Here is a 26,105-nt window from a genome sequence, read left to right on the forward strand (position 1 = left end):
CGGTGAACGCGGCCCCCGCCGAGCCCGCCACGCCCGCCGCCCCGGCCGTGCCCGCCGCGCCCGCTGCACCCGCCGCGCCCGCGGGGCCCGCCAGGCCCGCCGCGGCGAGCGGGAACAACGCCGCCAGGGCCGTCGCCCCCGCCGCCAGCATCCGGACGCCGCGCTGCTCCCAGTCCGGGCCGTAGGCGGTCGTGGCGGCGTCCTCCAGCTCCGCGACGAGGGCCGACGCACCGGGCGGGCGGTCCGCCGGGTCCTTGGCCATGCCGCGTGCGATCAACGGACGCAGCGGCTCGGCGACCTCCTCGATCGGGATCGGATCGTGCAGATGCCCGCGCATCACGGCCGCCCGATCCCCCCGGTAGGGCCGGTGTCCCGTGACGCATTCGAAGAACACGCAGGTCGCCGCGTACACGTCGGTGACCGGGGAGGCGGGGGAGCCGGCCCACTGCTCGGGCGCCATATAGGCGGGGGTGCCCGAGCGTTCCCGGGAACCCGTCAGGGCGGCCACCCCGAAGTCGATCAGCGTGCTCAGCCCGTCGGCCCGCACGATCACGTTGGCGGGCTTGTAGTCGCGGTGCACGACCCCCACCGCGTGGGCGGCGGCCAGTCCCAGCAGCGAGCCCTTGAGCACCAGCAGCGCGGCCTCCGGCGCCAGCGTCCGGTGGAGGTCCAGGATCTTGCGCAGCGACACGCCCTCCACGNAGCAGCGCGGCCTCCGGCGCCAGCGTCCGGTGGAGGTCCAGGATCTTGCGCAGCGACACGCCCTCCACGGCCTCCATCACGATGGCGGCGCCGCGCTCGCCGGTCACGAAGCGGTACAGGCGCACCACATGCGGGCTGGAGACCCGGGCGAGCAGCTGCGCCTCGGCGCGCAGCCGTTCGACCGCCTCGGCGTCGCCGTCCGTCCGGGTCAGGTACTTGATGGCCACCGGGGCCCCGGACTCGTCGTGCCGGGCGAGCACCACCCGCCCCTGGGCCCCCGTGCCCAGTTCCCTGACCTCGGTGAACCCGCCGATCCGCCACTCATCGCCGTCCATGCCGCCCCCGTCCGGATCGTTGTCTCGCGATACATCGTCGCGACGGGCTGCGCCGGCGTCCATGCGGGGCCGCCGGCCCGTCGCGGACCCGTCGCGGACCCGGCGCGGGCCTAGTGCGGACCCGTCGCGGGTCCGCCGGGACGTCGCGGGTCCGCCGGGACGTCCCGGCGGCCCGCCGCGCGCAGGGCGTCGAGCGCGGCGCAGATGGCGGGGCGGCGGGCGGCCTCCTCGCGCCAGACCGCGAAGACGCGGCGGATCAGCGCCGGCCGGAGGGCGACGAGCCTGACCCCTTCGGGGATGTCGCAGCGGCCCAGGCGGGGCAGGATGGCGTTGCCGAGCCCGCCGGCGACCAGGGCGAGCTGGGTGGCGAACTCGTCGGCCATGTGGTCGATGCGCGGCTCGTTGTCGAACGAGCGCAGGGTGTGGACCAGCCAGTCGCAGCAGATGGAGCCGGGGGTGGAGCTGATCCAGCGGTCCCCGGCCAGCTCGGTGAGGGCGACGACGTCGCGGTCGGCCAGCGGGTGGTCGGCGGGCAGCGCCACGTCGGCCACGTCCTCGCAGATCATCCCCTTGGCCAGGCCTTCGGGAACGGGCAACGGCTCGTTGTTCCAATCCTGGACGATCGCCAGGTCGATGTCGCCGCGGGAGGTCAGCGGCAGGCTCTCGGCCGGGTCGCACTCGTGCACCCGCACCCGCAGCCTGGGGTGGGCGGTGCGCAGCGCGGCCAGCGCGGCGGGGATCAGGCCCCGGATCGCGCTGGGGAACGCGGCGACCGTCATCTCCCCCGCCACCACTCCGCGGTGCGCCTCCAGGTCCGCCTCGGCACGTTCCACCAGCGCCAGGATGCGCTCGGCGTGCGCCACCAGCAGCCAGGCGACGTCGGTGAGCTTCACCCCGCGCCCGTTGCGCTCCAGCAGCTTGTGGGCGGTCTCCCGCTCCAGCTTGGCAAGCTGCTGGGAGACCGCCGACGTCGTCACATGCAGGGCCTCGGCCGCCGCGCTGACCGAGCCGTGGGTGGCCACCGCGTGCAGCGCCCGCAGCCGATCCAGATCGAGCATGAAGCAAATCTAAACATCGATCAGGGCTCGGTCAGGCGATTGTTAAAACATCTCCGGGCCGGCCTCACAGGGCCGCGGCGGCGGCGCGGGCGGCCGCGGGCATCGCCGACACCACCCGGTCGAGGGCGGCGTCGTCGTGCGCGGCGCTGAGGAACCACGCCTCGTACGCCGACGGCGGCAGATAGACGCCCTGCTCCAGGGCGGCGTGGAAGAACGCCGCGTACACCGCGGTGTTCTGCCGCTGGGCGGCGGCGAAGTCGGTCACCGGCTCGTCGGTGAAGAAGATCGAGAACAGGTTCCCCGCCGTCTGCAGCCGGTGCGGCACGCCCTCCTTGGACAGCGCCTCGGTCGCCGCGTTCGACACCACCGAGGCGGCCCGGCCGATCGCCTCGTACACCTCGTCGGTGGCCTCCCGCAGCGTGGCCAGCCCGGCGGCGGTGGCCAACGGGTTCCCCGACAGGGTGCCCGCCTGGTAGACCGGGCCGGCCGGAGCGAGCTGCGCCATGACGTCGGCCCGTCCGCCGAACGCGGCGGCCGGCAGCCCGCCGCCCATCACCTTGCCGAACGTCATCAGATCGCCCGCCACGCCCTCCAGGCCGTACCAGCCGGAGCGGCTCACCCGGAAGCCGGTCAGCACCTCGTCGATGATCAGCAGCGCCCCGTGCCGCTCGCACAACGACTTCAGCAGCCGGTTGAAGTCGGGGGCCGGCGGGACCACCCCCATGTTGCACGGGCACGCCTCGGTGATCACGCAGGCGATCTCGTCGCCGTGCTCGGCGAACGCCAGCTCCACCGCGGACACGTCGTTGTAGGGCAGCACGACGGTGTCGGCGGTGGTCGCCCCGGTGACGCCGGGGGTGTCCGGCAGCGCCAGCGTGGCCACCCCCGATCCGGCGGCGGCCAGCAGCGAGTCCACATGGCCGTGGTAGCAGCCGGCGAACTTGACGACCTTGCTGCGCCCGGTGAACCCGCGGGCCAGCCGGATCGCCGACATGGTCGCCTCGGTGCCGGAGTTGACCAGCCGGACCTGCTCGACCGGGGTGCGCGCCACGATCTCCTCGGCCAGCTCCACCTCGCCCGGCGTGGGCGCGCCGTAGGAGGTGCCCCGCTCGGCGGCCCGGCGCACCGCCTCCACCACGGCCGGGTGGGCGTGGCCCAGGATCATCGGCCCCCACGAGCAGATCAGGTCGACGTACTCGTTGCCGTCCACGTCCACCAGGTAGGGGCCGTGGGCGGAGGCGATGAACCGGGGGGTGCCGCCCACCGCCCGGAAGGCGCGCACCGGCGAGTTGACACCGCCCGGAACCATCCGTTCCGCGCGGTCGAACAGTTGCTGGGAGCGATCGATCTCGGTCACTGTGCCAGTCTCTCAGTCGCAATCCGGTATACACGCTTGACCCGGGCGACAGCATGCCGATATCCACCCAAAGTAGCTGGTGCGGGGTTCGCCGTCGACGACGGCCGAGAACCCGGCCTGTGGCCGCTGCGGTGGGCCGCACGAGCCGGAGGGATGACGAAGTGGCAGACGGCTGGACGGTCCCGGGTTTCACCCCTGTGCGGGAACTGGGACACGGATCCACCGGCCGGGTGATGGTGGCCGTCGACGAGGTCACCCGGACCGAGGTCGCGATCAAGTACCTGGATCCTCGGTTGACCGGCGACGAGGAGTTCATGGCGGCCTACCGGCCGCTGGCCGACCGGTTGACCCGGCTGGAGGATCCGAGCATCGCCGACCTGTACCAACTGGTGGACGGCCCCGACGGCGCCGCCGCCGTGGTGATGCGGCGGGTCGACGGCGTCGGGCTGAGCCGGATCCTGGACACCCAGGGGCCGACGGGACCGCTGGCCGCGCTGACCGTGTTCGGCAGCACGCTGGCGGCGCTGGCGGTGGCGCACCGGGCCGAGGTGGTGCACCGAGACCTGCGTCCCGACAACACGCTGGTCGACCGGACCGGTCAGGTGGTGATCACCGACTTCGGGCTGGTCCCGCCGCGCCGCTCCAGGTCCGGCGGCGAGCCGCCCGGCGCGCCCGCCTATCTGGCGCCCGAGCTGTGGGACGGGGCGTCCGCCTCCCCCGCCTCCGACCTGTACGCGGCGACCGTGGTGTTCTTCCAGTGCCTCACCGGACGCCACCCGTACGAGAGCGGCGGCGGCGGTGGGCGGGCGATCGCGGCGCTGGGCCGGGCGCATCGGGAGGCGCCGATCCCGACCGAGGCGGTGCCCGGGCCGCTGCGCGGGCTGATCTCCGCCGGACTGGCCAAGGACCCCGCCGACCGGCCCGCCTCGGCGGAGGAGTTCCTGGCCGCCCTGGAGGAGGCGGCCGTCGCCGCGTACGGGCCGGCCTGGGAGGCGCAGGGACGCGGCCGGCTGGCCGAGATGGTCACCGCGGCCGAGAACGCCCCGCCGCCCGAGCCCGCCCCCGCCACGACCGCCGGACGCCGGCCGGACCGGCCGTCCCGGGGGAGCCGGGGCCGGCTGGTGGGCAGCGTCGCGGCGATCGTCGCCGTCGTCGCGATCGCCGGGGCCAGCGTGGCGTACGGGCTGAACCGCGGCGGCGGCTCGTCCACGGCGCAGTCCACCGTGTCCCCCGCCGCCGTGCCGCCCGCGTCCACGCCCGCGACCTCCCCCACCCGCTCCCCCGCCGACGCCCTGGCCGCCCGCATCATCACGGCGACGACCCGCCGGCCGAGCGCGTCGTTCACCTACCGGGGCAAGGGCTGCTGCGGCGCGGACGCCACCGCCAAGGGGACCTTCGCCGTCCGGCCCGGGCGCCCCCCGGCGTACACGATGACCGCCTCCGGCCCCGCCCGGCAGACCCGCAAGGCGGCCCGGGTGATCCTGATCGACGAGACGGCCCACGTGCGGCGGGGCGACGGCTGGCGCGAGGTCCCGGTCTCGACCCGTTCGGCCTCGGCGCAGGGCCATGCGCCGCTGGCGGCGCGGATCCGCGAGTGCACGTCGGTCGACCACGTCGTCGCGCTCGTCCAAAAGAGCACCGACCTGCGGCGCACCGGGCGCACCTACCGGGGCACCGTGGCGGTGGCGCAGCTGGGCGCCGCGCATCCGTACGCCGCCATCGCGCGGGCGGCCAAGACCGAGCGGCTGACCTATGCGCTGGTGCTGGACGCCGCCGGGCTGCCCAGCCGGCTCACCGTCACCATCGGCTCGGGCCGCACCCGGGCGGTGCTGACCACCGCCTACGGCAACTGGGGCAAGCGGGTCGTCATCGACGCCCCGCGCTGAGGCCCGGGCCGCTCAGCAGACCGCCTCGCAGCAGTCCGACAGGATCTCCAACACCCGCACCGGGTCGGGCAGCGGGGTGCGGTCCGGCGCCCGCACCCAGGAGACCTCCCCGGCGGGCAGCACGGACGGCGGGGCGACCACATAGCTGTCCCGGCAGTGCCAGCGCAGACCGGGACTGTCGTCGATGGTCTCCGGGGAGCAGTCCAGGTGGCACGACCACCACTCGTCCTCGTCCTCGGGGGCGCCCCGGGTCGCCACGAAGAACAGATGCCGCTGCTTGCCCACCACGGCGACCGGGCCGACCGGGCTGGTGGGGCCGGGCTCGGAGTACCGCTCGGCGATCCGCGCCAGCGCCATCTCACCGGCCGCCGCGGGCACGTCGAACACGTCGAACACCCGTCCGGTCGGCAGGATCACGTTGGCCCGGGGAATGTCCGTCCACCAGCGTTTGATCTTCTCCGGGTCGGTCGTCGCCTGGATCTGCCACGCCGCCGTCACCGGGTGCCCTCCTGGGTCCGGACATCCGATCCGGTCGCACGAACACGCCCGGTCACCGTCCACCAGCGGACGCGCCCCCGGTATGCAGGGCCATCCGAGCGCCGCGTACTCCTTGGCGGCCGCCCCCAGACGGCTGCGCCCCCGCTGCCGCCGTGCCGCCGATACCGCCGTCAGCATCATCCGACTCTCCCAGTCCCCGCGTCCTCACTACCGATGATGGCCGCCGTCGTTCCCCCGTATCGCACCAACCCCCGAAAACCGCCCCAATGGACTAGACCTCCATGATCCCAGGATCGCAGAGGCCGTTTCGGCGGCACCCCCCGCCCCGCTCCGTGGGACCCGCCGGAGCGCCCGCGCCGGGGCCCGCCCGGCACGGGGCGAAGGACCCGCGCGGCCGTCGGTGCGCGGCGGTCGTCCGCGGCCCGACCGGGCCCGGGGACCGCATCCCGCGGCGGGCCTCCCGGGGCCGAAGCGTCCCCTCTACAGGCCGCCTTTCCCCGTATGCGGCCCGCCGCACGCGACCCGCCCCGAATCGGCCGGGCCGGAGGACCGCTCCCTCCCGGCGGGCCCGGCAGGGAGCGGCGGTCCTCCTCGCGTCGTCCTCTCCCGTGCGCGCTCCGCCGCACGTTCCACGCCACCGGCCGCTCCTCCCTCCGCGCCGGGCCCGGCCGCACGGCCGCGCACGGGCCGGAGGAGACCCGCCCGCAGGCCGTGCGGGCCGACCGCCGGGGCGCGTCAGTCGCGGGAGCGGAGCGAGCGCAGGAACTCGGGAGTGGCGTAGTAGGTGAGGATCAGGTCGGCGCCGGCGCGGCGGATGCCGATGAGGGACTCCATGACGATGCGGTCGCGGTCGAGCCAGCCCTGGGCGGCGGCGGCCTCGATCATCGCGTACTCGCCGCTGACCTGGTAGGCGGCCACCGGGACGTCGACGGCGTCGCGGACCCGGCGGACGATGTCCAGGTACGGGCCGGCCGGCTTGACCATCACCATGTCGGCGCCCTCGTCGACGTCGAGCATCACCTCCCGCAGCGACTCGGCGGCGTTGGGAGGATCCTGCTGGTAGGCCGAACGGTCGCCGAACTGGGGGGCGCACTCGGCGGCGTCGCGGAACGGTCCGTAGTAGGCGGAGGCGTACTTGGCGGAGTAGGCCAGGATCGCCGTCTCCCGGTGACCGGCCTCGTCCAGGGCGGAGCGGATCGCGGCCACCTGGCCGTCCATCATGCCGCTGGGGGCGACCACCTGGGCGCCCGCCTCGGCCTGCGCGACCGCGATGGAGGCGTACCGCTCCAGGGTCCGGTCGTTGTCCACCTCGCCGGAGGGGGTGAGCACGCCGCAGTGGCCGTGGTCGGTGTACTCGTCCAGGCACAAGTCGGCCATCAGCACGGTGGCGTCGCCCAGGTCGGCCGACAGCTTCCGCAGGGCCTGCTGGACGATGCCGTCGGGGTCGTCGGCGGCGCTGCCGCGGCCGTCCTTGCGGGCGGGGACGCCGAACAGCATCAGCCCGCCCACCCCGGCCTCCACGGCCTCCTGGGCGGCCGCGCGGAGGGTGTCCAGGGTGTGCTGGACGACCCGGGGCATGGACGGGATCGGCTGCGGCTCGGCGATGCCCTCCTTGACGAACATCGGCAGGATCAGGGAGGCCGGGTCCAGCCGGGTCTCGGCGACCAGCCGGCGCATGGCGCGGGTGCGGCGCAGCCGACGGGGCCGGGCGACCGGGAAACGAGCAGTCATGGCGCGGACCTTCTCCGAAGACAGACGTGGTGACGGTGCGCCGTCAGCGCCGTCTGCGGGCGCCGCGGCGCATCTGGCTGGGCTTGCGCAGCGGGTCGCCCGCCTCGATCTGGGCGGCCCGTCGCCTTGCACCGTACTCCGCCAGGGCGTCGGCCAGCGTCAGGGCCGAGGGCTTCTCGGCCATCACGTCGACGCGCAGCCCGTACTCCTGGGCGGTCTTGGCGGTCTGCGGGCCGATCACCGCGATCACCGTCACGTTGTGCGGCTTGCCGGCGATGCCGATGAGGTTGCGCACCGTGGAGGAGGAGGTGAACAGCACCGCGTCGAAGCCGCCGCTCTTGATGGCCTCGCGGATCGGCGCCGGCGGCGGCGCGGCCCGCACCGTGCGGTAGGCGGTGACGTCGTCGCACTCCCAGCCCAGCTCGGTGAGCCCGGCGATCAGCGTGTCGGTGGCGATGTCGGCGCGGGGCAGCAGCACCCGATTGATCGGGTCCAGGTCCTTGTCGTACGGCGGCCAGACCTCCAGCAGGCCCTCGCCGGACTGCTGGCCGGTCGGCACCAGGTCCGGATGGACCCCGAACTCGATCAGCGCCTTGGCGGTCTGCTCGCCGACCGCGGCGACCTTGAGCCCGGCGAACGCCCGGGCGTCCAAGCCGTAGTCGAGGAACTTCTCCTTGACCGCCCGCACCGCGTTGGTGGAGGTGAACACCACCCACTCGTAGCGGCCGGTGACCAGGCCCTTGACGGCGCGGTCCATCTGCTGCGGGGTGCGCGGCGGCTCCACCGAGATGGTCGGCACCTCCTCGGGCACCGCCCCGTAGGAGCGCAGCCGCTCCGACAGCGAGGCGGCCTGCTCCTTGGTCCGCGGCACCAGCACCCGCCAGCCGAACAGCGGCTTGGTCTCGAACCACGAAAGCCGCTCCCGCCAGCCGACCACATCCCCTACGATGATCAATGCCGGCGACTCCATGCCCTTGGTGTCGGAGGCCAGCCGGTGCAGCGTGGAGACGACCGTCTCCTGCTGGGTGGTGGTGCCGAGGCTGGTCATGGCGGCCGGGGTGGAGTCCGGACGACCGGCGGTCATCAGTCCCTTGGCCACCTCCGCCACCATGGTCTCGGCGCCCAGGATCACCAGCGTGGTGTCGGGATCGGCATAGCGGTGCCAGTCCACCCCGCCGTGGGAGGCGTCGATCACGCGGATCTCGCGGGTGCGGGAGTCGGTCAGCGGGATGCCCGCGTACGCGGGCACGCCGGTGGCCGCCGACACGCCCGGCACGATCTCGAACGGGATGCCGGCGGCGGCGCAGGCGGCGGCCTCCTCGGCCAACGGGCCGGCCACCCCCGGGTCGCCCCGGAACAGCCGGACCACGGTGCGTCCCGCCTTGGCGGCGTCGCCGACCAGCGCGACCGGATCGCCCTCGGAGGCGTCCAGGATCTCGGCGTCCGGCCGACAGTGCGCCAGGATCTCGCCGGGACAGCCCTCCCGGTGCACCACCACGGTGTCGGCTTCACTGAGCTTGGCGACGGCCCGGACGGTCAGCAGTTCCGGGTCGCCGGGGCCCATTCCGACGAAGGAAACGGTGCCCTGGTCGGTCTCAACGGGGCTCAATGTCGCGCTCCCCCATCAACTGGTCGGCCCCCTGGGCCAGCAGCCGGGCGGCGAGCTCCCGCCCGATCTCCTCGGCCCGTTCCGGGCGGCCGCTTGCGGACAGCCGTACCTGACGGGCGCCGTCGATGCCCGCGACGCACGCGGTCAGGTACAGGCTCGGTTCGGCGTCTGCGGAGTCCTCGACGGTCGCGTACGCGCCGACCGGGGCCGAGCAGCCCGCCTCCAGCACCGCCAGCACGGTGCGCTCGGCGGTGACGGCGGCCCGGGTGGCCGGATCGTCGACCGTGCGCAGAAGCTCCACCAGGTCGGCGCGGTCGGACCGGCATTCGATCGCGAGCGCGCCCTGCCCGGGGGCGGGCAGCATCTGCTCCGGGTCCAGGACCTCGGCGACCGCGTCCAGCCGGCCGATCCGTCCCAGCCCAGCGTAGGCCAGCACCACCGCGTCCAGTTCACCGTCGGTGATCTTGCGCAGCCGGGTGTCGGCGTTGCCGCGGATCGGGACGACCTTCAGGTCGCCGCGCAACGCCCGCAGCTGGGCGACCCGCCGGGGAGAGCCGGTGCCGACCCTGGCCCCCGGCGGCAGGTCCGCCAGCTTGGCGGGCCCGCACAACGCGTCACGGGGGTCGTCGCGCCGGTGGACGGCGGCCAGGGTGATGCCCTCGGCGGGAGCGGTGGGCAGGTCCTTGAGGGAATGCACGGCGAAGTCGACCTCGCCGGCCAGCAGCCTGTCCCGCAGCGCGCTGACGAACACCCCGGTGCCGCCCATCTGGGTCAGGTGGGCGCGGGAGACGTCGCCCTCGGTGGTCACGCCGACCAGCTCGACGGTGACCCCGGTGCGCCGCTCCAGCTCGTCGGCGACACGCCGGGACTGGGTGGTGGCCATCAGGCTCTTGCGGGTGCCCAGGCGCAGGGTGGTCATGATGCAGGTCCTTCGATGTCGGGGCGGGCCACGGCCTCGGGCGCCTTGGGGTCGAGGTCGAACAGCTCGCGCAACGCGGCGGCGTAGGTGTCGCCGCCGGGCGCCGCCGCCAGTTGCTTGACGCGGACGGTCGGCGCGTGCAGCAGTTTGTCCACCACCCGCCGGACCGTCTGGGCGATCTCGGCCCGGTCGCGCTCGTCCAGACCGGGCAGCCGGCCGGCGAGCCGGGCCAGCTCGGCGTCGACGACCTGGGCCGCCTTGCTGCGCAGCGCCACCACGGTCGGGGCGACCGCCGCCGCGCGGGCGGCGGACAGGAACGCGGCGACCTCGTCGGCGACGATGCGCCGCACCGCCTCGACGGCGCGGGGGCCGAGCGCCTGGGTGGCCTCCTCGGCGGTGCGCAGGTCGTCCAGCCCGGCCAGCGACACGCCGGGCAGTTCGCCGACGGCCCGGTCGATGTCGTGCGGCAAGGCCAGGTCCAGGAAGAAGCGCCGCTGCTCGGCGGGCGGGACCTGCTCGGCGGTGATCACCAGCCCGGTGGCGCCGGTGCAGGAGACCACCAGGTCGGCCTCGGCCAGCGCGCCGTTCAGGTCGGCCAGCTCGATGGCCCGGGCGGGCGCCCGGGCGCCGTCGGCCAGCCTCCGGGCCCGTTCGAAGGTGCGGTTGGCGACGACGATCTCGCCGATCCCGGCACGGTCCAGGGTGGCGACCGCCAGGCCGCTCATCGCCCCGGCGCCGACCACCAGCGCGCGCTTTCCCGACAGCTCGCCCAGGTGCTCCTCGGCGACCGCCAGGCCGACGCTGACCAGGGACGCCCCGGCCTTGTCCACGCCGGTCTCGGCATGCGCGCGCTTGCCGACCCGCAGCGCCTGCTGGATCAGCTCGTGCAGCCCGCGGCCGATCGTGCCCTCGGCCTGGGCCAGCCGGAACGCCTGACGCATCTGGCCGAGGATCTGGCTCTCGCCGACGACCATGGAGTCCAGCCCGCAGGCCACCGAGAAGGCGTGCTGGACGGCCCGGTCCTCATAGTGCACGTACAGATGCCGGCTCAGCTCCTCCAGCTGCACGCCGGCGTGCCGGGCGAGCAGCTCGGAGATGTCGGAGACGCCGCCGTGGAACTTGTCCACCACGGCGTAGACCTCGACGCGGTTGCAGGTCGAGACGATCAGCGTCTCCGCCACGTGCTCGGAGTCGTAGACCTCGTGCAGCAGCTTGACCAGCTCGTCGCCGGAGACGGCGGCGCGCTCCAGCATGGCCACCGGAGCGCTGCGGTGGCTGATCCCGACCACCAGGACAGTCATCGGCCCACCGCCTCACTCGTGGTCATGCCTCAACCGCCTCGATGTACTCACTGGTACCGGGAGGTCGTTCCCGCCTCGGCCCGTCGCCATGTCCGCTCAGCCCTTTCGACCAGTCGTCCGCCGCGCTCTCGCCCGGTCCGCCCGCCTTGCGCTGCTCGTGGAACGCCAGGATCTGCAGCTCGATGGACAAATCGACCTTACGCACCTCGACCCCCTCGGGCACCGAGAGGACGACCGGGGCGAAGTTCAACACGCTCGTCACCCCCGCCGCGACCACGCGGTCGCACAGGGCCTGGGCCGCCGACGCGGGTGTCGCGATCACCGCGATGGAGACCCCGTGCTCGTCGATAACGCGTTCCAGTTCGTCGATATGCCGCACGGTCAATCCGGCGATCTCGGCGCCCACCACCGCGGGATCGGCGTCCAGCAGGGCGGCCACGCGGAATCCCCGGGAGGCGAACCCGCCGTATCCGGCCAAGGCCCGGCCCAGGTTACCCACGCCGATGATGGCGACCACCCAGTCCTGGGTGAGACCCAGCTCACGGCTGATCTGGTAGATGAGGTAATCGACCTCATAGCCGACGCCTCGGGTGCCGTAGGAGCCCAGGTGCGACAGGTCCTTGCGGAGCTTGGCGGAATTGACGCCGGCGGCGGCGGCCAGCTCCTCGGAGGAGACGGTGACCACCCCCCGCTCCTGCAGGCTGTGCAGCGCGCGCAGGTACACCGGCAGCCGCGCCACCGTGGCTTCTGGGATCCCCCGCTCGGCGCGGGTGCGGTTGTGTCGACGTGTCACGGCCTGCTCTTCGGGGCTCGACGCCAGAACTTGCGATCCGACCGGTCCGGGCGGCGCGGTCCGGTCCCGTCGGGCCGATCGGGGCCGGCACGAACCGCCCTGGACTGCCCCCAGGTTAGACGTTTGTGAACACGCGCACAAAGTCACGAGGGTGGCGCATGCCTCCATCTCGACCGCCCCGCCAGGCGTTCACGCAGCTCAATGTGCCATAAGTAATTAATTACTTTACTCTGGGGGACACTTTCCGGCAATCCTCGATGTGATCTAAAGAACACCCGCCGCGACGGAGCGCGCGATCGTCCCCGGGCCGGTCCCCGACCGGTCCTGAACCGGCCCGAGCCGGTCTCACGTCGGTTCCCTGGCCGGTCGTCCCCGGCCGTCCTCCCGGTCAGCCCTCGCGCGCCGCGAGCACCGCCCGCCGCAGACGCTCCTCGTCCACCCGCCAGAAATCGTGCTGGACCCCGTTCACCAACGTGACCGGGATCTGCTCCCAGTACTTGCGGGTCAGCTCCTCGGAGCGGGTGATGTCCCGCTCCTCCCAGGCCACGCCGAGCTCGGCGGCCACCCGGGCGATCACCTCGCGCGCCTCGTCGCACAGATGACAGCCGGGCTTGCCGAGCAGGGTGATCGTCACGCTCATCGGTAGTCCTGGGCGTTCAGCGAGGGCAGCGAGACCACCTTGCCGGCGGTCAGGTTCAGCTCGATCACATTGGTGGCCGCCACGTACGGGCGGGACTCGGCCAGGAAGCGCTGCACGTGCGGCAGCCGCTGGTGCTCGGCGAACGCCGCCTGGTCCCGGAACAGCTGGTAGACGATCCGCTGGGAGGGCGCCCCGGTGACCTCGTGCGAGGTGAAGATCAAGATGTCCGGCTCGCTCGTCTGGGAGGCCCGGATCGCCTCCCCGACCAGCCGGTCGAACGCCTCACCCTGCCCGTCCGCCAGCGTGTAGACGGTGATCTGGCCGCACAGCGGCGCGCCGGCCGCGAGCGGCGGCTCGGCGGCGTGGCGAGGGCCGGGCACCACCGGGTCGGCCCGGGTCGGCGCCGCGTGCCGCCCCACCGGAGGCGCGCCGGGCTCGGCCGGCTCGGCGGGCGGGGCGGCGTAGACCGGCTCCTCCCGCTCGGCCTCCGGGTACTCCCGATCGGCGTACTCCCCGTCGTACCCCTGGTCGGCGTACTCGCCGTCATAGTCCTCGGCGTAGTCCCCGTCCTCGTACGGCTCCTCCCCGCCGCCCGTGGACGGCAGCGTCCGCATCGCGCCGTACCAGACCAGGCCCGCCGCACCGGCCAGCGCCAGCACCGCCAGCAGTCCCGGCAGGAACCCGCGGGTCCCGCTCACCACCAGCACCCCGGCCAGCGCCACCAGCGCCACCGGCATCAGCAGCTCGTAGGCCGCCCGGTCCTGCCTGCCGGCCCGCAGCGCGATCACCACCGTGCAGGCGACCAGCGCGATCACCGCCACCACGTGGGCGACGTCGATCAGCAGCAGCGGAAGCGTGTCGTAGTGGCGGGAGGGGCGCGGCAGCGAGCTGTCGAAGCTCCCCTTGAGCGGATCCAGCAGCAGGATCACCACTGCCACGATCGTGTAGGAGATGCCGAACAGCCAGCTGGCGAACCGCACCTGGACCAGCCTGCTGATCAGCACCGTCATGCCGAGCGCCAGCCAGACCGGGCCGAGCAGCGCGCCGCCGACCTCCATCAGCCGGAACAGCAGGCCGTTGAAGCCCGCCAGGAAGCCCGCGGTCATGCCGATCAGCGCGATCGCGATGCCGCCCAAGGTCAGGCACCACGCGATCAGATACGGCAGCCGCTCGTCTTTGGCGCGGACGATCAGCAACCCGGTGGCCGCCAGGGCACCGAGGGTCGCCAGCAGCGCCGGGACACCCAGAATCATCGCGCCCCCTATGGTGCCCGATCGTCAGGAGCGGCGCGTACCCGACCACGGGCCCGGTCGCGGGCGAACCCGTGACGGACGTGACGGGAATGCACTTCCGGCGGCCTCTTCGACGCGCTGAACAGCGCGATTAAGGGGCAAAGCCGGTGATGACGCCGATCCTGCACCATACCGGCTACCGCACCACGATTGCCTCGATACCCCTGGAAACCTAAAGTGGCGATTCCTGTGTGTCTTGCCCGGAGGTCGCATCAGCCCCGAGGAGAACTGCATGCGCAGCTTGACCCTCGACGCCCACGCCGTCGCGACCTCCCGGCGTTCGTCTCCGTCCCGGCCCGCGCCGCGGACCGGTGCGCTCCGCCGGCGCCGCGCCGACCGCGTCGAGGTCCCTCGGGCCGGCGATGAGGAGATCAGGCGCCTGGTGCTGCGCGCCCGCCAGGGCGAGGCCGACGCGTTCGGGATCCTGTACGACCGCTATGTCGACCTGGTCTACCGGTACGTCTACTACCGGGTCGGGTCGCATTCGCTGGCCGAGGACCTGACCAGCGAGACGTTCCTGCGCGCCCTGCGCGGCATCGGCGACTTCCGCTGGCAGGGCAAGGACTTCGGCGCCTGGCTGGTCACCATCGCCCGCAACCTGGTCGCCGACCACTTCAAATCCAGCCGCTTCCGGCTGGAGGTGTGCACCGCCGAGCTCCTGGAGCCCGACCATCCCGGCGTCGACCGCCTGGCCGAGGACCCCGCCCGCCGCGTGGTCAAGGCGATGACCCACCGCGCTCTGCTGGAGGCGGTCCGCCGCCTCAACTCCGAGCAGCAGGAATGCATCGTCCTGCGTTTCCTGCACGGCCTGTCCGTCGCCGAGACCGCCCTGATCATGGGCAAGAAGACCGGTGCCGTCAAAGCCCTGCAGTACCGCGCCGTCCGCGCCCTGGCCCGCGCGCTCCCCGACGACCTGATCCTCGCCTGACCGACCTCCGGTCACCGGTGTCCGCGCCGCCGCGCCCCTCCCGCCTCGGCCGCGTCCGCCAGCAGCCGCTCCCGCAACGTCTTCCGGAATTTTGGATCCGGTTTGGCGGTATCCGGCCGCACGTCGGACAGCCACCCCGTGACACGTCGTCTCGCTCGCAAACCACGCCTCATGAATTCCCCTCCGATTCCCCGACGCCGGCAAGAACGAGCCGCCGACGGCCGGGTTACGCCGCGCCCTCGCCGACCGCGCCCGAAAAGGCGCCGACGACGCCGCGCGCACGGCCGCGCGCCGCCGCCCGGAGACGCGGTCGCGCCATCGTGGTCATGAACACGTCCGTCGCGCCCGGGCCGCGGCCGTCAGTAGGCTTCGGAACATGCGGCGATTTTGGCGGCGCGGCGAAGACGACCATGTGAGCGCGGGCGAGGCGGCGGCCGCCGCCGCCGAACCGCACGGAGCGGGAGTCGAGCCGGACCCGACGGCCGCGGCGTTCTTCGACGTGGACAACACGATGATGCGGGGGGCGTCGATCTATTACTTCGCCCGCGGGTTGGCCGCTCGCAAGCTGTTCACGCTGCGGGATCTGGCGATGTTCGCCTGGGGGCAGGCGGTGTTCCGGCTGCGCGGCACCGAGAACGCCGAGCACATCGGCGCCGCCAAGGAGACCGCCCTGGCGTTCGTGGCGGGGCAGCGGGTCGAGGACCTGGTCCGGCTCAGCGAAGAGATCTACGACGAGGTGATGGCCGACCGGATCTGGTCCGGCACCCGGGCGCTGGCGCTGCAGCACCTGGACGCCGGTCAGCAGGTCTGGCTGGTCACCGCGACACCGGTCGAGGTCGCCCGGATCATCGCCGCCCGGCTCGGGCTGACCGGCGCCCTGGGCACCGTCGCCGAGACCCGGGACGGCGTCTACACCGGCCGGCTGGTCGGCAATCTGCTGCACGGCCCGGCCAAGGCCGAGGCGGTCCGCGCGCTGGCCCAGCGCGAGGGGCTGGACCTGTCCCGCTGCTCCGCCTACAGCGACTCCATCAACGACCTGCCGATGCTGAACACCGTGGGCCACCCCCACGCCGTCAACCCCGACCCCAGGCTCCGCGAGCACGCCAAGACCCACGGCTGGCCCATCCACGACTTCCGCACCGCGCGCAAGGTCACCATGGTCGCCATCCCGGCCGCCGCCGGCGCCGGCGCCCTGGCCGGCGGCGTCGCCGCCGGCATCGCCCTGCGCCGCCACTACCGCGCCTGAGGGCCACGGCCCCGCGGGGACCTCGCGGAAACCCTCTTCCGGCGCCTCTCGCGCTCTCCTCCCGTCCTTCCTCCGTCCCCTTCTCCGGCCCCTCGCGCGCCCATGCGGCCGCCGCGCGGCCCCGCGCCGGGGCGCTCGGGCGCGCGGAGGGACGCAGGGAGGGCGCACGGCGGAACGGGCCGGGGAGCGGGCGCGGACGACGCCTCAGAACGCCGGGCCGCGCTCCAGGAGGGTGTCGTAGAGCATCTGCTGGACGGTCTCGCGCACGTGATCGGTGAGGTCGAAGACCGTCATCGGATCGTCGGCGTCCCGCGGGCCGTACCCCTTCAGGGTCATGGGCTCGCCGAAGCGGATCAGCCACTTGGAGGGCAGCGGGATCAATCCGAGCGCGCCCAGCAGCGGGAAGGTCGGAGTGATCGGGAAGTACGGCAGGCCCAGCAGGCGGGCCAGGGCGCGGACGTCGCCGATCTTGGGGTAGATCTCCTCGGCGCCCACGATGGCGACGGGGACGATGGGGGCCTCGGCGCGCAGCGCGGTCTCCACGAACCCGCCGCGGCCGAACCGCTGCAGCCGGTAGCGCTCGCCGAAGGGCTTGCCGACCCCCTTGAAGCCCTCGGGGAACACCCCGACCAGCTCGTCCTTGCTCAGCAGGCGGTGCGCGTCGGCCGGATGGGCCAGGGTGTGACCGGCCTTGCGGGACAGGTGCCCCAGCACCGGCACCTGGTAGACCAGGTCGGCGCCGAGCAGCCGCAGGTCGCGACGGGCGTGGTCGTGCACGGCGACCTGCAGGATGAGGCCGTCCAGCGGCAGCGTCCCGGAGTGGTTGGCGACCACCAGGGCGCGACCGGACCGGGGGATGTGCTCGGTCCCGCGCAGCTCCACCCGGAACCAGTACCGGTACAGGACGCGGACGAGCGGCAGCAGGACCGTGTCGGTCAGCTCGCGGTCGAAGCCGAACTCGTCGACCTCGTAGTCGCCGTTCAGCCGCCGGCGCAGGAACTCCAGCAGGGCCGAGAGCCGATCCTCGGCGTCGGCGCCGGCGTCGGAGCCCGTGCCGGCATCGGCGTCGGCGAACGTCAGCGGGATGACCGGGGCCACATCGGGTTCGTCGGGCGCCTCCCTCGGCCGGCGGTGCGCGGTCATCGCCCGCTCCCTCCCAGCACGGTGGTGAGCCGTTCGAACATCTCCTGGGCGGGGGTGCGGCCGTCGCCGACGGTCTCGACGAAGTCGGCGAACGCCGCCTCGGCGCTGTAGGCGGGGCGCCAGCGCAGCTCCGCCGCCAGCTTCGAGCAGTCGATCACCCGCCCGTACATCAGCCAGCGCAGCAGCTCGGAGGAGAACCCCGACAGCCCGGCGAACCGGCGGCCCAGACCGCCGAACAGCTGGACGGACGCCTCCGGCACGGGGACCGAGGGCCGCCCGGCCCGGCGCAGCGCCTGCGAGAGCAGCAGCACCCCGTCTCCGGCCACGTTGAAGCAGCCGGGGTGGTCCTCCAGCGTCATCCGGCGCAGCACCTCGGCCCCGTCGTCGGCGTGCACGAACTGCAGCCGCGGGTCGAAGCCCAGCACCGTCGGCACCACCGGCAGCCGCAGGTACCGGGTGACCGGTGAGTCCACGTCGGGACCCAGGAAGTTGGCGAACCGCAGCACCGTCACCGTCAGGTCCGAGCGGCGTCGCTGCAGTCCTCGGACGTAGCCCTCCACCTCGGTGGCGTCCTTGGCGGAGCCGGAGGAGGGCGCCTCCACGGGCTCGTCGGTCTCGGTGAAGACCGCCGGGTCCCGCGGCGAGGAGCCGTACACCGCCGCCGTGGAGCGCACCACCAGCTTGCGCACGTCCGGCGACCGTTGGCAGGCCGCCAGCAGCTGCATGGTGCCGATGACGTTGAGTTCCTTCACCTTCGCCCGAGGGCCGTACTGGGCGGTCTCCAGACTGCAGTGGACCACCGTGTCGACCCGCTCGGCGGAGATGATCTTGGCGATGCTCGGCGTGCGGATGTCGACGCGCACGAACTCGGTGCGCCCGAGCGGCGCCGTGGGGGGGACCGTGTCCACGCCGATGACGCGTTCGATGCCCGGCTCGGCCTGCAGCGCGCTCGCCACCCGGGCGCCCAGGAACCGGGACACCCCCGTGACCAGGACGACGCGAGCGGCGGAGGGCGTAGCCGACACAGTGCACCCCACCCCCAACGGCGGCCCGGCCGGACCGCCTACTTCTTGTTGCGGCGCTGGATGCGGGTCTTCTTCAGCAGCTTGCGGTGCTTCTTCTTGGCCATCCGCTTGCGGCGCTTCTTGATGACGGAACCCACGTGACCTCACTCGTCCGGGAGTCGACAGGGAGACGGACCTGCCGCGCCCGCGACGCAAGGCGTGGGCGCGCGCCATGTCCGAGGCTCAAGACTACTCCTGTGCACCCGCATGCCACGCCTCCGCCCCCGAAGCGGCGGCGCGATCGGGCCACGACCGTCCCCGCCCGCTCGCCGGGCGAGCGGGCGCAGGCGGCGCTCCGCGTCAGCCCGCTTCGATGAACGCGTCGCGGAGGTAGTCGTGCACGGCCTGTTCGGGGACCCGGAACGAGCGCCCCACCCGGATGGCGGGAAGCTCGCCTGAGTGGACCAGGCGGTAAACGGTCATCTTGGACACCCGCATCACCGCCGCCACCTCGGCCACCGTCAGGAACCTGACCTCGCTGAGAGGCTGCTCACCTGAAGCCATCGGACGTCCTCTTCTCACGTACGGTGCCACCGGCCCTTTAGGTGACTTTGATCACGTACGTGTTCTTCCCCCAGCGTAAATCGTGTAACGGCAGTCGCAAGAGGGAAGTTCAGACAATCAGCCCAGAACGTGACATAAGGTATGCCGTCAGCGGCTCGTACCGGTCGGGACGCACCCCGTCGTCCAACGGCACGGTGACCAGGATCTTCCCCTCCACCTGCCCCGCGAACAGGGCGGGGTCGTTGCAGTCGGCGAATCCCACGGTGTCGATCCCGGCCTGCCCGGCGGCCCCGGCCCAGCCGTGGTCGGCGATGACCAGATCCGGCCAGTGGGCGCGGCCGGCCGCCGGCGATCCGTCCGCCGCCGGGGAGGACGCCGCCAGCTCCGCCAGCACGGCCTCCATCGGCGCCGAGTCGTGGGTGTGCTGCACCCGGCCGGCCTCGTCCTCCAGCGCCGCGACCGTCCCCTCCAGGTAGCGGATCCGCCGCGGCTCCGGGGGCGCGCCGACCTCGGGCACGTACGACCACCCCTCGGCGGGGGTCAGCACCGTGCAGCCGCGGGCGCGCAGCGCCCGGCCCACCGCCGCGTAGATCGGGGTCAGCACCTCCGGGTGGCCGGTGGCCAGCAGCACCCGCTCGCGCCGCCGGGCCGCCAGGCCGATGCGCTCGGCCATGACCTCCAGCGCGTCGATGGTCTTGTCCGGGTCGATGGTGTCGTCGCCGTACAGGTGCCGGGGGTCGGGGATCACCCCGCACAGCTCGGCCATCATGGCCAGCACGTCCCGCTCGGTCCACCGCCGCCGGAAGACCAGGCCGAACCGGTAGTACGGGTAGCCGAGCGCCATCCGCCGGTAGTGCAGCAGGTTGTTCTGCCGGGGAGTGGCCACATCGCCGGCGATCATCGAGGCGACCAGGTGCTCGCGCAGCTCCTCACGGGTGGGCACGGGCACGGCGGGCGCGGCGGAGCCGGTCAGGCCTCCGTCAGCGGATCCAGCCCGTGCTCGGGGAAGACCGCCTTGCGGGTCGCCAGGATCGCCTGATCCACCGGATTCGCCGGGTCGTAGCCGCTCGCCCACGCGGGCACCTCCAGGGGGTCGCCGCCGGACCGGTCCGGCGGCAGGTCGGACATCACGGCGGGCGCGATCTCCAGCGTCCGCTTGCGCACGAACTCGCGCCACGGCTCCGGCGTGGCCGTCGCCGGATCGATGGGCCGGCCCGCCGCCTCGGCCAGCAGATGGGTCCACGCCCGCGGCACCACCTGCACCAGCTCATAGCCCCCGCCGCCGGTGATGATCCAGCGCCCGCCGGCGACCTCGTGCGCCAGCCGGTGCAGCGCGGCGTAGGCGGCCCGCTGGCCGTCCACGCTCAGCATCAGATGGGCCAGCGGGTCGAGCCGATGGCTGTCGCAGCCGTGCTGGGTGAGCAGGACCTGCGGGCGGAACGCGCGCAGCAGCTGCGGCACCACCGCGTGGAACGCCCGCAGCCAGGCGGCGTCCCCGGTGCCCGGCGGCAGCGCCACGTTCACCGCCATGCCCCGGGCCTCGCCCGTGCCGCACTCCTGGGGGAAGCCGGTGCCCGGGAACAGCGTGCGGGGCGTCTCGTGCAGGCTGATCGTCAGCACCCGCGGATCGTCGTAGAACGCCGTCTGCACTCCGTCCCCGTGGTGCACGTCCACGTCCACGTACGCGACCCGCTCGGCGCCGTGCTCCAGCAGCCAGGCGATGGCGATGGCCGGGTCGTCATAGACGCAAAAGCCGCTGGCCGCCGACCGCATCGCATGGTGCAGGCCGCCGGCGATGTTGGCCGCGTGCGACGTCCGTCCGGTCCACACCGCCTCGGCCGCCGCCACCGAGGCCCCGGTGACCAGCGCGGACGCCTCGTGCATGCCGATGAACACGGGATTGTCGGGGGTCCCCAGACCGTGCCGGGGCACCGGCAGCCCGGTCGATCCGGCGTGCCGGACCGCGGCGATGTACGCCGGGTCGTGGATCAGCTCCAGCAGCGCCTCTCCGGCCGGCTCGACCGGGGCCACCTCGACGTTGGGCTGATCCAGCACCCCGTACTCGCGGGCGAGCGCCATCGTCAGCTCCACCCGCACCGGGTTCATCGGGTGACCCGGGCCGAAGTCGTAGGTGATCAGCCGGTCATCCCACAGGACCCGCAGGTCACAGGGACCGGAGCGGTCCGCGGCCGAGGGCACGGGCTCGTTCATGTGTTCACGCTATCGCCCCGCGACCACGGCGCACCGAAAACATCCGCACCAGATGTGACGAAAGGGTGATTTATCCGCTTCAGAGGGCATCAGGTAACACGAACGAAACATCGGGGGTGCACATGGTGCCGCTTATCCGGGCCCGCCGCCCGCGCAAGGCGGTCGCCCACCCAGACGGGCAGGAGCCGGAGGCCGATGCCCTCGCGGACCTCAAACCGAGCATGCAGAGCGCGGTGATCTCCCGCGCGCTCCGATTGGGCCTCCGGCCCTTCATGCACCGGCTGCCGGACCACCCGGTGAGCATCCGGACCGCCCGTACCGCGGTGGACGCCGCCGCCCTGCTCATCGGGCAGCATCCGCAGACCCGGCTGGAGAGCGCGTCCATCCCGCGCGAGAACGACCGGCCGCTGACCGGCGAGCTGTTGATCCCCGAAAAGGGCGCGATCGAGGACGCGGCCATGCTGTACCTGCACGGCGGCGGCTACATCGTGTGCTCGCCGCGCACCCACCGGCCGATCACCTCACGGCTGTCGGCCGACTGCAGGCTGCCGGTGCTCGTGCCGCACTACCGGCTGGCGCCCGAGCATCCGTTCCCGGCGCCCCTGGAGGACGCCCTGGACGCCTACCGGTGGCTGCTGGAGCAGGGCTACCCGACGGACCGGATCGTGGTCGCCGGCGACTCGGCGGGCGGCCACCTGGCCGCGGTGCTGACCGCCGAGCTCTGCCGCCTCGACCTGCCCTCCCCGGCCGGGCTGGTGCTGTTCTCCCCCTGGGTGGACCTGACCTGCGAGCTGTCGGTGGAATGCGATCCGCAGGTGCGGGACGCCTACATCAGCCCGCAGATGGCGCGCCGCATCGCCCGGCTGGTGACCGGCCAGGACGACCCCGACCCCCGGCTGGCGCTGCTGGAGTGCGACTGGGAGAACGTCCCTCCGGTGCTGATCCAGGTCGGCGGGGACGAGGTGCTGCGTCCGGAGGCGGAGCGGCTGGCCGAGGCGCTGACCGAGGCCGGCGCGCACTGCGTGCTGCAGATCTGGCCGGGCCAGATGCACGACTTCCAGATCCTCAACCGGGTGCTCCCCGAGGCCCGGCGGGCCTTGGCGGAGGTCTCCCGCTTCGTCTGCTCCCTGCTGGAGGAGCCCGACCGCGGCGCCGTCGCCTGACCGGAACGGTCCCCGGCGCCGAGCGGGCGCGCGGCGCGGCCCCCGCGCAAGGGCCTGTCAGAGCCTCAGGACCCTCAGACCGCCTCGGCGTGCCGGGACGCGCCCTGCCGCTCGGCCCGGGGGAGGAACACGCCTCCCAGGGCGGCCAGCGCGGCGACGCCCTCGCCGACCAGGCTCCAGGTCTTCTCGCCGTACCAGACCGGGTCGTGCATGTCCGGCAGCGGGCCGAGGACCCCCACATCGACCCACAGGTACAGCAGCAGGGCCCCCACCGCGGTGGCGGCCACGACGAAGGCGACCGCATAGGTCCAGCGGCGCGGCCGCACGGCGACCAGGACGGCGGACACGGCCGCCACGGCGGCCTGGAGGCGGAACAGCGTGTCCCCCTCGATGCTGCCGCCCTCGACGAAGGCCATGTCCGGCGCGAAGCGCCAGTGCACGACCGCGTCGATCACCAGCCCCGCCACCACCAGCACTCGAAGCAACATCCCCATGCCCCCAGCCGAGCAGAAAGCAAAGATCGGCTCAATGGACGGTCAGTTCTCTCGCCGCTTTTCCGCCGCTCTCCCCTTCGCCGCCCCCGCGGATCCGGGCCCGGGCTCCGCTCGGCTCCCCCGGCGGGGCGTCAGCCCTCGGCCAGTTCGCGGGCCCGGTTGCGGGCGGCCTCGATGGCCTCGATGACCGCGGCGCGGACGCCGTGCCGCTCCAGCTCGCGGATGGCCGCGATGGTGGTGCCGCCCGGGGAGGTGACCGCCTCGCGCAGCATCACTGGGTGCTCGCCGGAGTCCCGCAGCATGACCGCCGCCCCGACCGCGGACTGGATCACCATCTCCAGCGCGGCGGCGCGCGGCATGCCCAGCAGGATCCCCGCGTCCACCATCGCCTCGACCAGGTAGTAGAAGTACGCCGGGCCGCTGCCCGACAGCGCGGTGGCCCCGTCCTGCAGGGCCTCGGGGATCCGCAGCACCTTGCCCACCGGGGACAGCAGCTCCTCGGCGACCTTCAGGTGCTCCTCGGCGGCGTGCGAACCCGCCGACACCACGCTCATCGCCTCGTCCACCAGCACCGGGGTGTTGGACATCACCCGGATCACCGGCACCCCGTCCGGCAGCCGCTGCTCGATGAACGAGCAGGGGATCCCGGCGGCCATCGAGATCACCAGGCGGTCCGGCGCCAGGTGCGGGCGCAGCTCCTCCAGCAGCGCCCCCATGTCCTGCGGCTTGACGGCCAGGATCAACGTCTTGGCGATCTTGGCCGCCTCGGCGTTGGTGACGACCTCGACGCCGTACCGCTCCCGCAGCAGGGCGCCGCGCTCCTCGCGGCGGGTCGTCACGACCAGCTCGCCGGGCCGCCGACCGGCCCGCAGCACGCCGGACAGCAGCGCCTCGCCCATCTTCCCGGCGCCGAGAATCGCGATGAGTCCACTCACAGGCCCCAGCGTAGCGAGGGTCCGCCGCCGCCCAGGCCCGGTCCGGCCGGCCGCCCTCCCCGGTCCCGTCCCGGGCGGCCGAGGAGGCGAGGCCGGCGGGCCCCGCCGGGCCCCGTCAGGACCCGCTCGCCAGCGCGCGGAGCACGAACAGCAGGTTGGCGGGCCGTTCGGCCATCCGCCGCATCGCGTACCCGTACCACTCGCGGCCGTAGGGGACGTACACCCGCACCTGCGCGCCGAGCCCGATGAGACGGCGCTGCTCGGCCGGCCGGATCCCGTACAGCATCTGGTACTCGTAGCTGTCGGCGGGGCGGTCGTGGGAGATCGCCAGCGCCCCGCCGATCTCGATGAGGCGCGGGTCGTGGGTGGCCAGCATCGGGTAGCCCTTGCCGGCGAACAGCACCTTCATGCACCGCACATACGACTTGTCGATCTCCGCCCGGCTGGTGTAGGCCACGTCGGCGGGAGCGGCGTAGGCGCCCTTGCACAATCGCACCCGGGAGCCCTCATGGGCCAGCTCGGCGCAGTACTCCTCGGCCCTGCGCAGGTACGCCTGGATCACCGCGCCGGTCCGGGGATGGTCGCGGCGCAGCTCGGCCAGGATCCGCAGCGTCGACTCGACCGTGGTGTGGTCCTCCATGTCGAGCGTCACGGTGGTCCCGGCGGCCTCGGCGGCGGCGCAGATCCGGCGGGCGTTCTCCAACGCCATGTCCTCGTCCAGCGCCTGCCCCACCGCCGACAGCTTCACCGACACCTCGGCGCGCGGCCCGTGCCCGGCGGCGGCGAGGCGGTCCAGCAGCGCCGCATACCCCTCGACCACGGCCTCGGCCTGCGCGGCGTCGGTGGTGTCCTCCCCCAGGTGGTCGATCGTGACGTGCAGGCCGTCGGCGGTGAGCCGCCGGGTGACCTCCAGGGCGTCCTCCGCCGTCTCGCCCGCGATGAACCGGCGCACCATCCGCCGGGAGAACGGAGCGGACTCCACCGCGCGACGGACCCCGCTGCTGCGGGACGCCGCCAACAGAACCTGACGAAGCACTGCGCCACCCCTTCTGCGACGGGACCTCCTCGTCCCACCACGACCCAGAGTAAGCGGGCGCGCGGCCGGGCCCCGGGGCGGCCGGGCGCGGTCAGGAGACCTTGGTCACCTTGTTGGCGCCGCCGTGCTGATCGACGTACTCGGCGAGCTTGGCGGCGCGCACGGCGTCGTAGAGGAGGCGGGCCTTGGCGTCGTCCAGCAGCACCACGCTCTGGCTGCCGCGCTGGGCGGGGCCCTTGTTGGGCACGGTCAGGAACGTGATGTCCGAGCCGCGCACGTTGCGCAGGCTCAGCGCCAGCGAGCGCAGGTCTCCCGCCGACACCCCCTCGTCCACGCTGATCGACTTGGTCACCGCCGACAGGAAGCGGTCCAGCTTGAGCGGGTTGGTGACGGTCCCGGCGGTGGCGGCCTTCTGGGTGACGGCCCGCAGGAACGCCTGCTGCCGCTTGATCCGGTCGAAGTCGCCGTTGGGCAGGTTGTAGCGCTGCCGGACGAACAGCAGCGCCTTCTCGCCGTTCAGGTGGTTCTTGCCGGCCGGCCAGGTGATGTGGTTCATCGGATCGTGCACGGTCTTGGTGATGTGCACGTCGACGCCGCCGAGGGCGTCGGTCATGTCCTTGAACCCGTTGAAGTCGATCGCGCCGAAGTGGTCGATGCGGACGCCGGTCAGGTCCTCCACCGTCTCGATCAGCAGCGGCGGTCCGCCGTAGGAGAACGCGGCGTTGATCTTCTGCTGCCCGTAGCCGGGGACGGTGACCCACGAGTCCCGGGGAATGGAGATCACATAGACCTTGTCCCGCTCGGCGGGCAGGTGCACCAGCATGATCGTGTCGGCCCGCTGCTGGCCCCGCCGCCAGACCAGGCCGCCCTCGCCGGTGGTCTTGGTCTCCACCCGGGTGTCGGAGCCGACCAGCAGCCAGTTCTCGGTGCCGACCACGTTGGGGCCGGGCCGGTCACCGGTGGGCATCACGCCGGGCAGCCGGCTGATGTTGCTGTTGTAGGTGCTCTGGCGCTCCCAGAGCAGCGCCGCCGCACCGAGCACGACGATGAGCAGGAAGGCCACGACCGCCAGCAGAATGCGGCGGCCTCGGCGACGACGCGGCTCGCTCTTCTCCTCTCCCGGCTCGTCGGCGAGCTCCTCGTCCGCGTCCGCCTCCTGGGGATCGGCGCCGTCCGGGCGGGGTTCGTCGAGCTGGTCGGCGCCCGCGGCGGGATCCTTCTTCGCGCTCATGAGCAGGGATATTACCGATGCCTCGGATA

The 26,105-nt window shown here is 73.3% G+C and carries 25 protein-coding genes and 1 pseudogene; 4 read left to right on the plus strand and 22 right to left on the minus strand.

Annotation, left to right across the window (positions count from 1 at the left end):
• The 4 genes and pseudogenes from EIO00_RS01565 to hemL form a co-directional block, all read right to left on the minus strand.
• On the minus strand, window positions 1-691 hold a 691-nt coding region (locus EIO00_RS01565), incomplete at its 3' end, for a serine/threonine-protein kinase (RefSeq protein WP_206664004.1).
• 37 nt (window positions 692-728) lie between these two features.
• Window positions 729-1,100: pseudogene (locus EIO00_RS25850) on the minus strand (protein kinase domain-containing protein); the annotation flags it as partial.
• Between the two features lie 47 nt (window positions 1,101-1,147).
• On the minus strand, window positions 1,148-2,095 hold the full coding sequence (locus EIO00_RS01570; protein ID WP_140174953.1) for a LysR family transcriptional regulator: 948 nt from the start codon (window positions 2,093-2,095) through the stop codon (window positions 1,148-1,150).
• Between the two features lie 64 nt (window positions 2,096-2,159).
• A complete protein-coding gene (hemL, locus tag EIO00_RS01575; protein ID WP_140174955.1) occupies window positions 2,160-3,452 on the minus strand; it encodes a glutamate-1-semialdehyde 2,1-aminomutase in 1,293 nt (430 codons plus the stop codon).
• 161 nt (window positions 3,453-3,613) lie between these two features.
• On the opposite strand from hemL, the gene EIO00_RS01580 reads away from it, so the two are divergent.
• Window positions 3,614-5,338: a serine/threonine-protein kinase gene (locus EIO00_RS01580; protein WP_161602625.1), complete on the plus strand. Its 1,725-nt coding sequence runs from the start codon at window positions 3,614-3,616 to the stop codon at window positions 5,336-5,338.
• A gap of 12 nt (window positions 5,339-5,350) precedes the next feature.
• Here EIO00_RS01580 and EIO00_RS01585 read toward each other — a convergent pair whose 3' ends face one another.
• The 8 genes from EIO00_RS01585 to EIO00_RS01620 all read right to left on the minus strand — a co-directional run bounded on the left by EIO00_RS01585 (window position 5,351) and on the right by EIO00_RS01620 (window position 14,082).
• On the minus strand, window positions 5,351-6,013 hold the full coding sequence (locus EIO00_RS01585; RefSeq protein WP_140174958.1) for a bifunctional DNA primase/polymerase: 663 nt from the start codon (window positions 6,011-6,013) through the stop codon (window positions 5,351-5,353).
• A 558-nt stretch (window positions 6,014-6,571) separates the two neighbouring features.
• The gene (gene hemB / locus EIO00_RS01590) at window positions 6,572-7,567 is read right to left on the minus strand and encodes a porphobilinogen synthase (protein ID WP_140174960.1); all 996 of its coding nucleotides are present in this window, start codon (window positions 7,565-7,567) and stop codon (window positions 6,572-6,574) included.
• Between the two features lie 43 nt (window positions 7,568-7,610).
• Window positions 7,611-9,176, minus strand: a complete 1,566-nt coding sequence (locus EIO00_RS01595; RefSeq protein WP_277752843.1) for a bifunctional uroporphyrinogen-III C-methyltransferase/uroporphyrinogen-III synthase — start codon at window positions 9,174-9,176, stop codon at window positions 7,611-7,613.
• Window positions 9,163-10,095: a hydroxymethylbilane synthase gene (hemC, locus tag EIO00_RS01600; protein ID WP_140174962.1), complete on the minus strand. Its 933-nt coding sequence runs from the start codon at window positions 10,093-10,095 to the stop codon at window positions 9,163-9,165. Before hemC ends, EIO00_RS01595 begins: the two co-directional genes overlap by 14 nt.
• Complete coding sequence (locus tag EIO00_RS01605) at window positions 10,092-11,396, minus strand: glutamyl-tRNA reductase (protein WP_140174964.1); 1,305 nt, start codon at window positions 11,394-11,396, stop codon at window positions 10,092-10,094. The genes hemC and EIO00_RS01605 overlap by 4 nt, the downstream gene beginning before the upstream one ends.
• 22 nt (window positions 11,397-11,418) lie before the next feature.
• A complete protein-coding gene (locus EIO00_RS01610; RefSeq protein ID WP_140174966.1) occupies window positions 11,419-12,189 on the minus strand; it encodes a redox-sensing transcriptional repressor Rex in 771 nt (256 codons plus the stop codon).
• Between the two features lie 388 nt (window positions 12,190-12,577).
• The gene (locus tag EIO00_RS01615; protein WP_140174968.1) at window positions 12,578-12,829 is read right to left on the minus strand and encodes a glutaredoxin family protein; all 252 of its coding nucleotides are present in this window, start codon (window positions 12,827-12,829) and stop codon (window positions 12,578-12,580) included.
• A complete protein-coding gene (locus tag EIO00_RS01620; protein WP_140174970.1) occupies window positions 12,826-14,082 on the minus strand; it encodes a putative quinol monooxygenase in 1,257 nt (418 codons plus the stop codon). Before EIO00_RS01620 ends, EIO00_RS01615 begins: the two co-directional genes overlap by 4 nt.
• A gap of 271 nt (window positions 14,083-14,353) precedes the next feature.
• Here EIO00_RS01620 and EIO00_RS01625 point away from each other — a divergent pair, with 271 nt between their 5' ends.
• On the plus strand, window positions 14,354-15,049 hold the full coding sequence (locus EIO00_RS01625) for a sigma-70 family RNA polymerase sigma factor (protein ID WP_140174972.1): 696 nt from the start codon (window positions 14,354-14,356) through the stop codon (window positions 15,047-15,049).
• A 376-nt stretch (window positions 15,050-15,425) separates the two neighbouring features.
• Window positions 15,426-16,295, plus strand: a complete 870-nt coding sequence (locus EIO00_RS01630; protein ID WP_140174974.1) for an HAD family hydrolase — start codon at window positions 15,426-15,428, stop codon at window positions 16,293-16,295.
• 204 nt (window positions 16,296-16,499) lie between these two features.
• Here the strand turns inward: EIO00_RS01630 and EIO00_RS01635 are convergent, their stop codons facing one another.
• The 6 genes from EIO00_RS01635 to EIO00_RS01660 form a co-directional block, all read right to left on the minus strand.
• On the minus strand, window positions 16,500-17,438 hold the full coding sequence (locus EIO00_RS01635; RefSeq protein WP_140174976.1) for a lysophospholipid acyltransferase family protein: 939 nt from the start codon (window positions 17,436-17,438) through the stop codon (window positions 16,500-16,502).
• Window positions 17,435-18,463 (minus strand): NAD-dependent epimerase/dehydratase family protein, encoded by a 1,029-nt coding sequence (locus tag EIO00_RS01640; RefSeq protein WP_241661043.1) that lies wholly within the window; start codon window positions 18,461-18,463, stop codon window positions 17,435-17,437. The genes EIO00_RS01635 and EIO00_RS01640 overlap by 4 nt, the downstream gene beginning before the upstream one ends.
• A 38-nt stretch (window positions 18,464-18,501) precedes the next feature.
• Window positions 18,502-18,600, minus strand: a complete 99-nt coding sequence (locus EIO00_RS01645) for a 30S ribosomal protein bS22 (protein ID WP_018654693.1) — start codon at window positions 18,598-18,600, stop codon at window positions 18,502-18,504.
• Window positions 18,601-18,802: 202 nt separating this feature from the next.
• Window positions 18,803-19,006 carry a helix-turn-helix domain-containing protein gene (locus tag EIO00_RS01650; protein ID WP_119728247.1) on the minus strand — a complete coding sequence of 68 codons (204 nt, stop codon included), beginning with the start codon at window positions 19,004-19,006 and terminating at the stop codon, window positions 18,803-18,805.
• 109 nt (window positions 19,007-19,115) lie between these two features.
• Window positions 19,116-19,955 carry a phosphatase gene (locus EIO00_RS01655; protein WP_140174980.1) on the minus strand — a complete coding sequence of 280 codons (840 nt, stop codon included), beginning with the start codon at window positions 19,953-19,955 and terminating at the stop codon, window positions 19,116-19,118.
• Window positions 19,956-19,975: 20 nt separating this feature from the next.
• Window positions 19,976-21,217: an acetoin utilization protein AcuC gene (locus tag EIO00_RS01660; RefSeq protein ID WP_140174982.1), complete on the minus strand. Its 1,242-nt coding sequence runs from the start codon at window positions 21,215-21,217 to the stop codon at window positions 19,976-19,978.
• A gap of 122 nt (window positions 21,218-21,339) precedes the next feature.
• Here EIO00_RS01660 and EIO00_RS01665 point away from each other — a divergent pair, with 122 nt between their 5' ends.
• Window positions 21,340-22,380, plus strand: coding sequence for an alpha/beta hydrolase (locus EIO00_RS01665; RefSeq protein ID WP_175596083.1), 1,041 nt, complete (start codon window positions 21,340-21,342; stop codon window positions 22,378-22,380).
• A 74-nt stretch (window positions 22,381-22,454) separates the two neighbouring features.
• Here the strand turns inward: EIO00_RS01665 and EIO00_RS01670 are convergent, their stop codons facing one another.
• From EIO00_RS01670 to EIO00_RS01685, 4 genes are all read right to left on the minus strand, one after another.
• Window positions 22,455-22,874: a hypothetical protein gene (locus EIO00_RS01670; RefSeq protein ID WP_140174984.1), complete on the minus strand. Its 420-nt coding sequence runs from the start codon at window positions 22,872-22,874 to the stop codon at window positions 22,455-22,457.
• 131 nt (window positions 22,875-23,005) lie between these two features.
• Entirely contained in the window at window positions 23,006-23,809 is an 804-nt protein-coding gene (gene proC / locus EIO00_RS01675; RefSeq protein ID WP_175596084.1) for a pyrroline-5-carboxylate reductase, read from the minus strand.
• A 115-nt stretch (window positions 23,810-23,924) separates the two neighbouring features.
• Window positions 23,925-24,845 carry a proline dehydrogenase family protein gene (locus EIO00_RS01680; RefSeq protein ID WP_140174987.1) on the minus strand — a complete coding sequence of 307 codons (921 nt, stop codon included), beginning with the start codon at window positions 24,843-24,845 and terminating at the stop codon, window positions 23,925-23,927.
• 91 nt (window positions 24,846-24,936) lie between these two features.
• On the minus strand, window positions 24,937-26,076 hold the full coding sequence (locus tag EIO00_RS01685; protein ID WP_140174989.1) for an LCP family protein: 1,140 nt from the start codon (window positions 26,074-26,076) through the stop codon (window positions 24,937-24,939).
• Between the last annotated feature and the right edge of the window lie 29 nt (window positions 26,077-26,105).

This window comes from Thermomonospora catenispora (assembly GCF_006363815.1).
Taxonomy (GTDB): domain Bacteria; phylum Actinomycetota; class Actinomycetes; order Streptosporangiales; family Streptosporangiaceae; genus Thermomonospora; species Thermomonospora catenispora.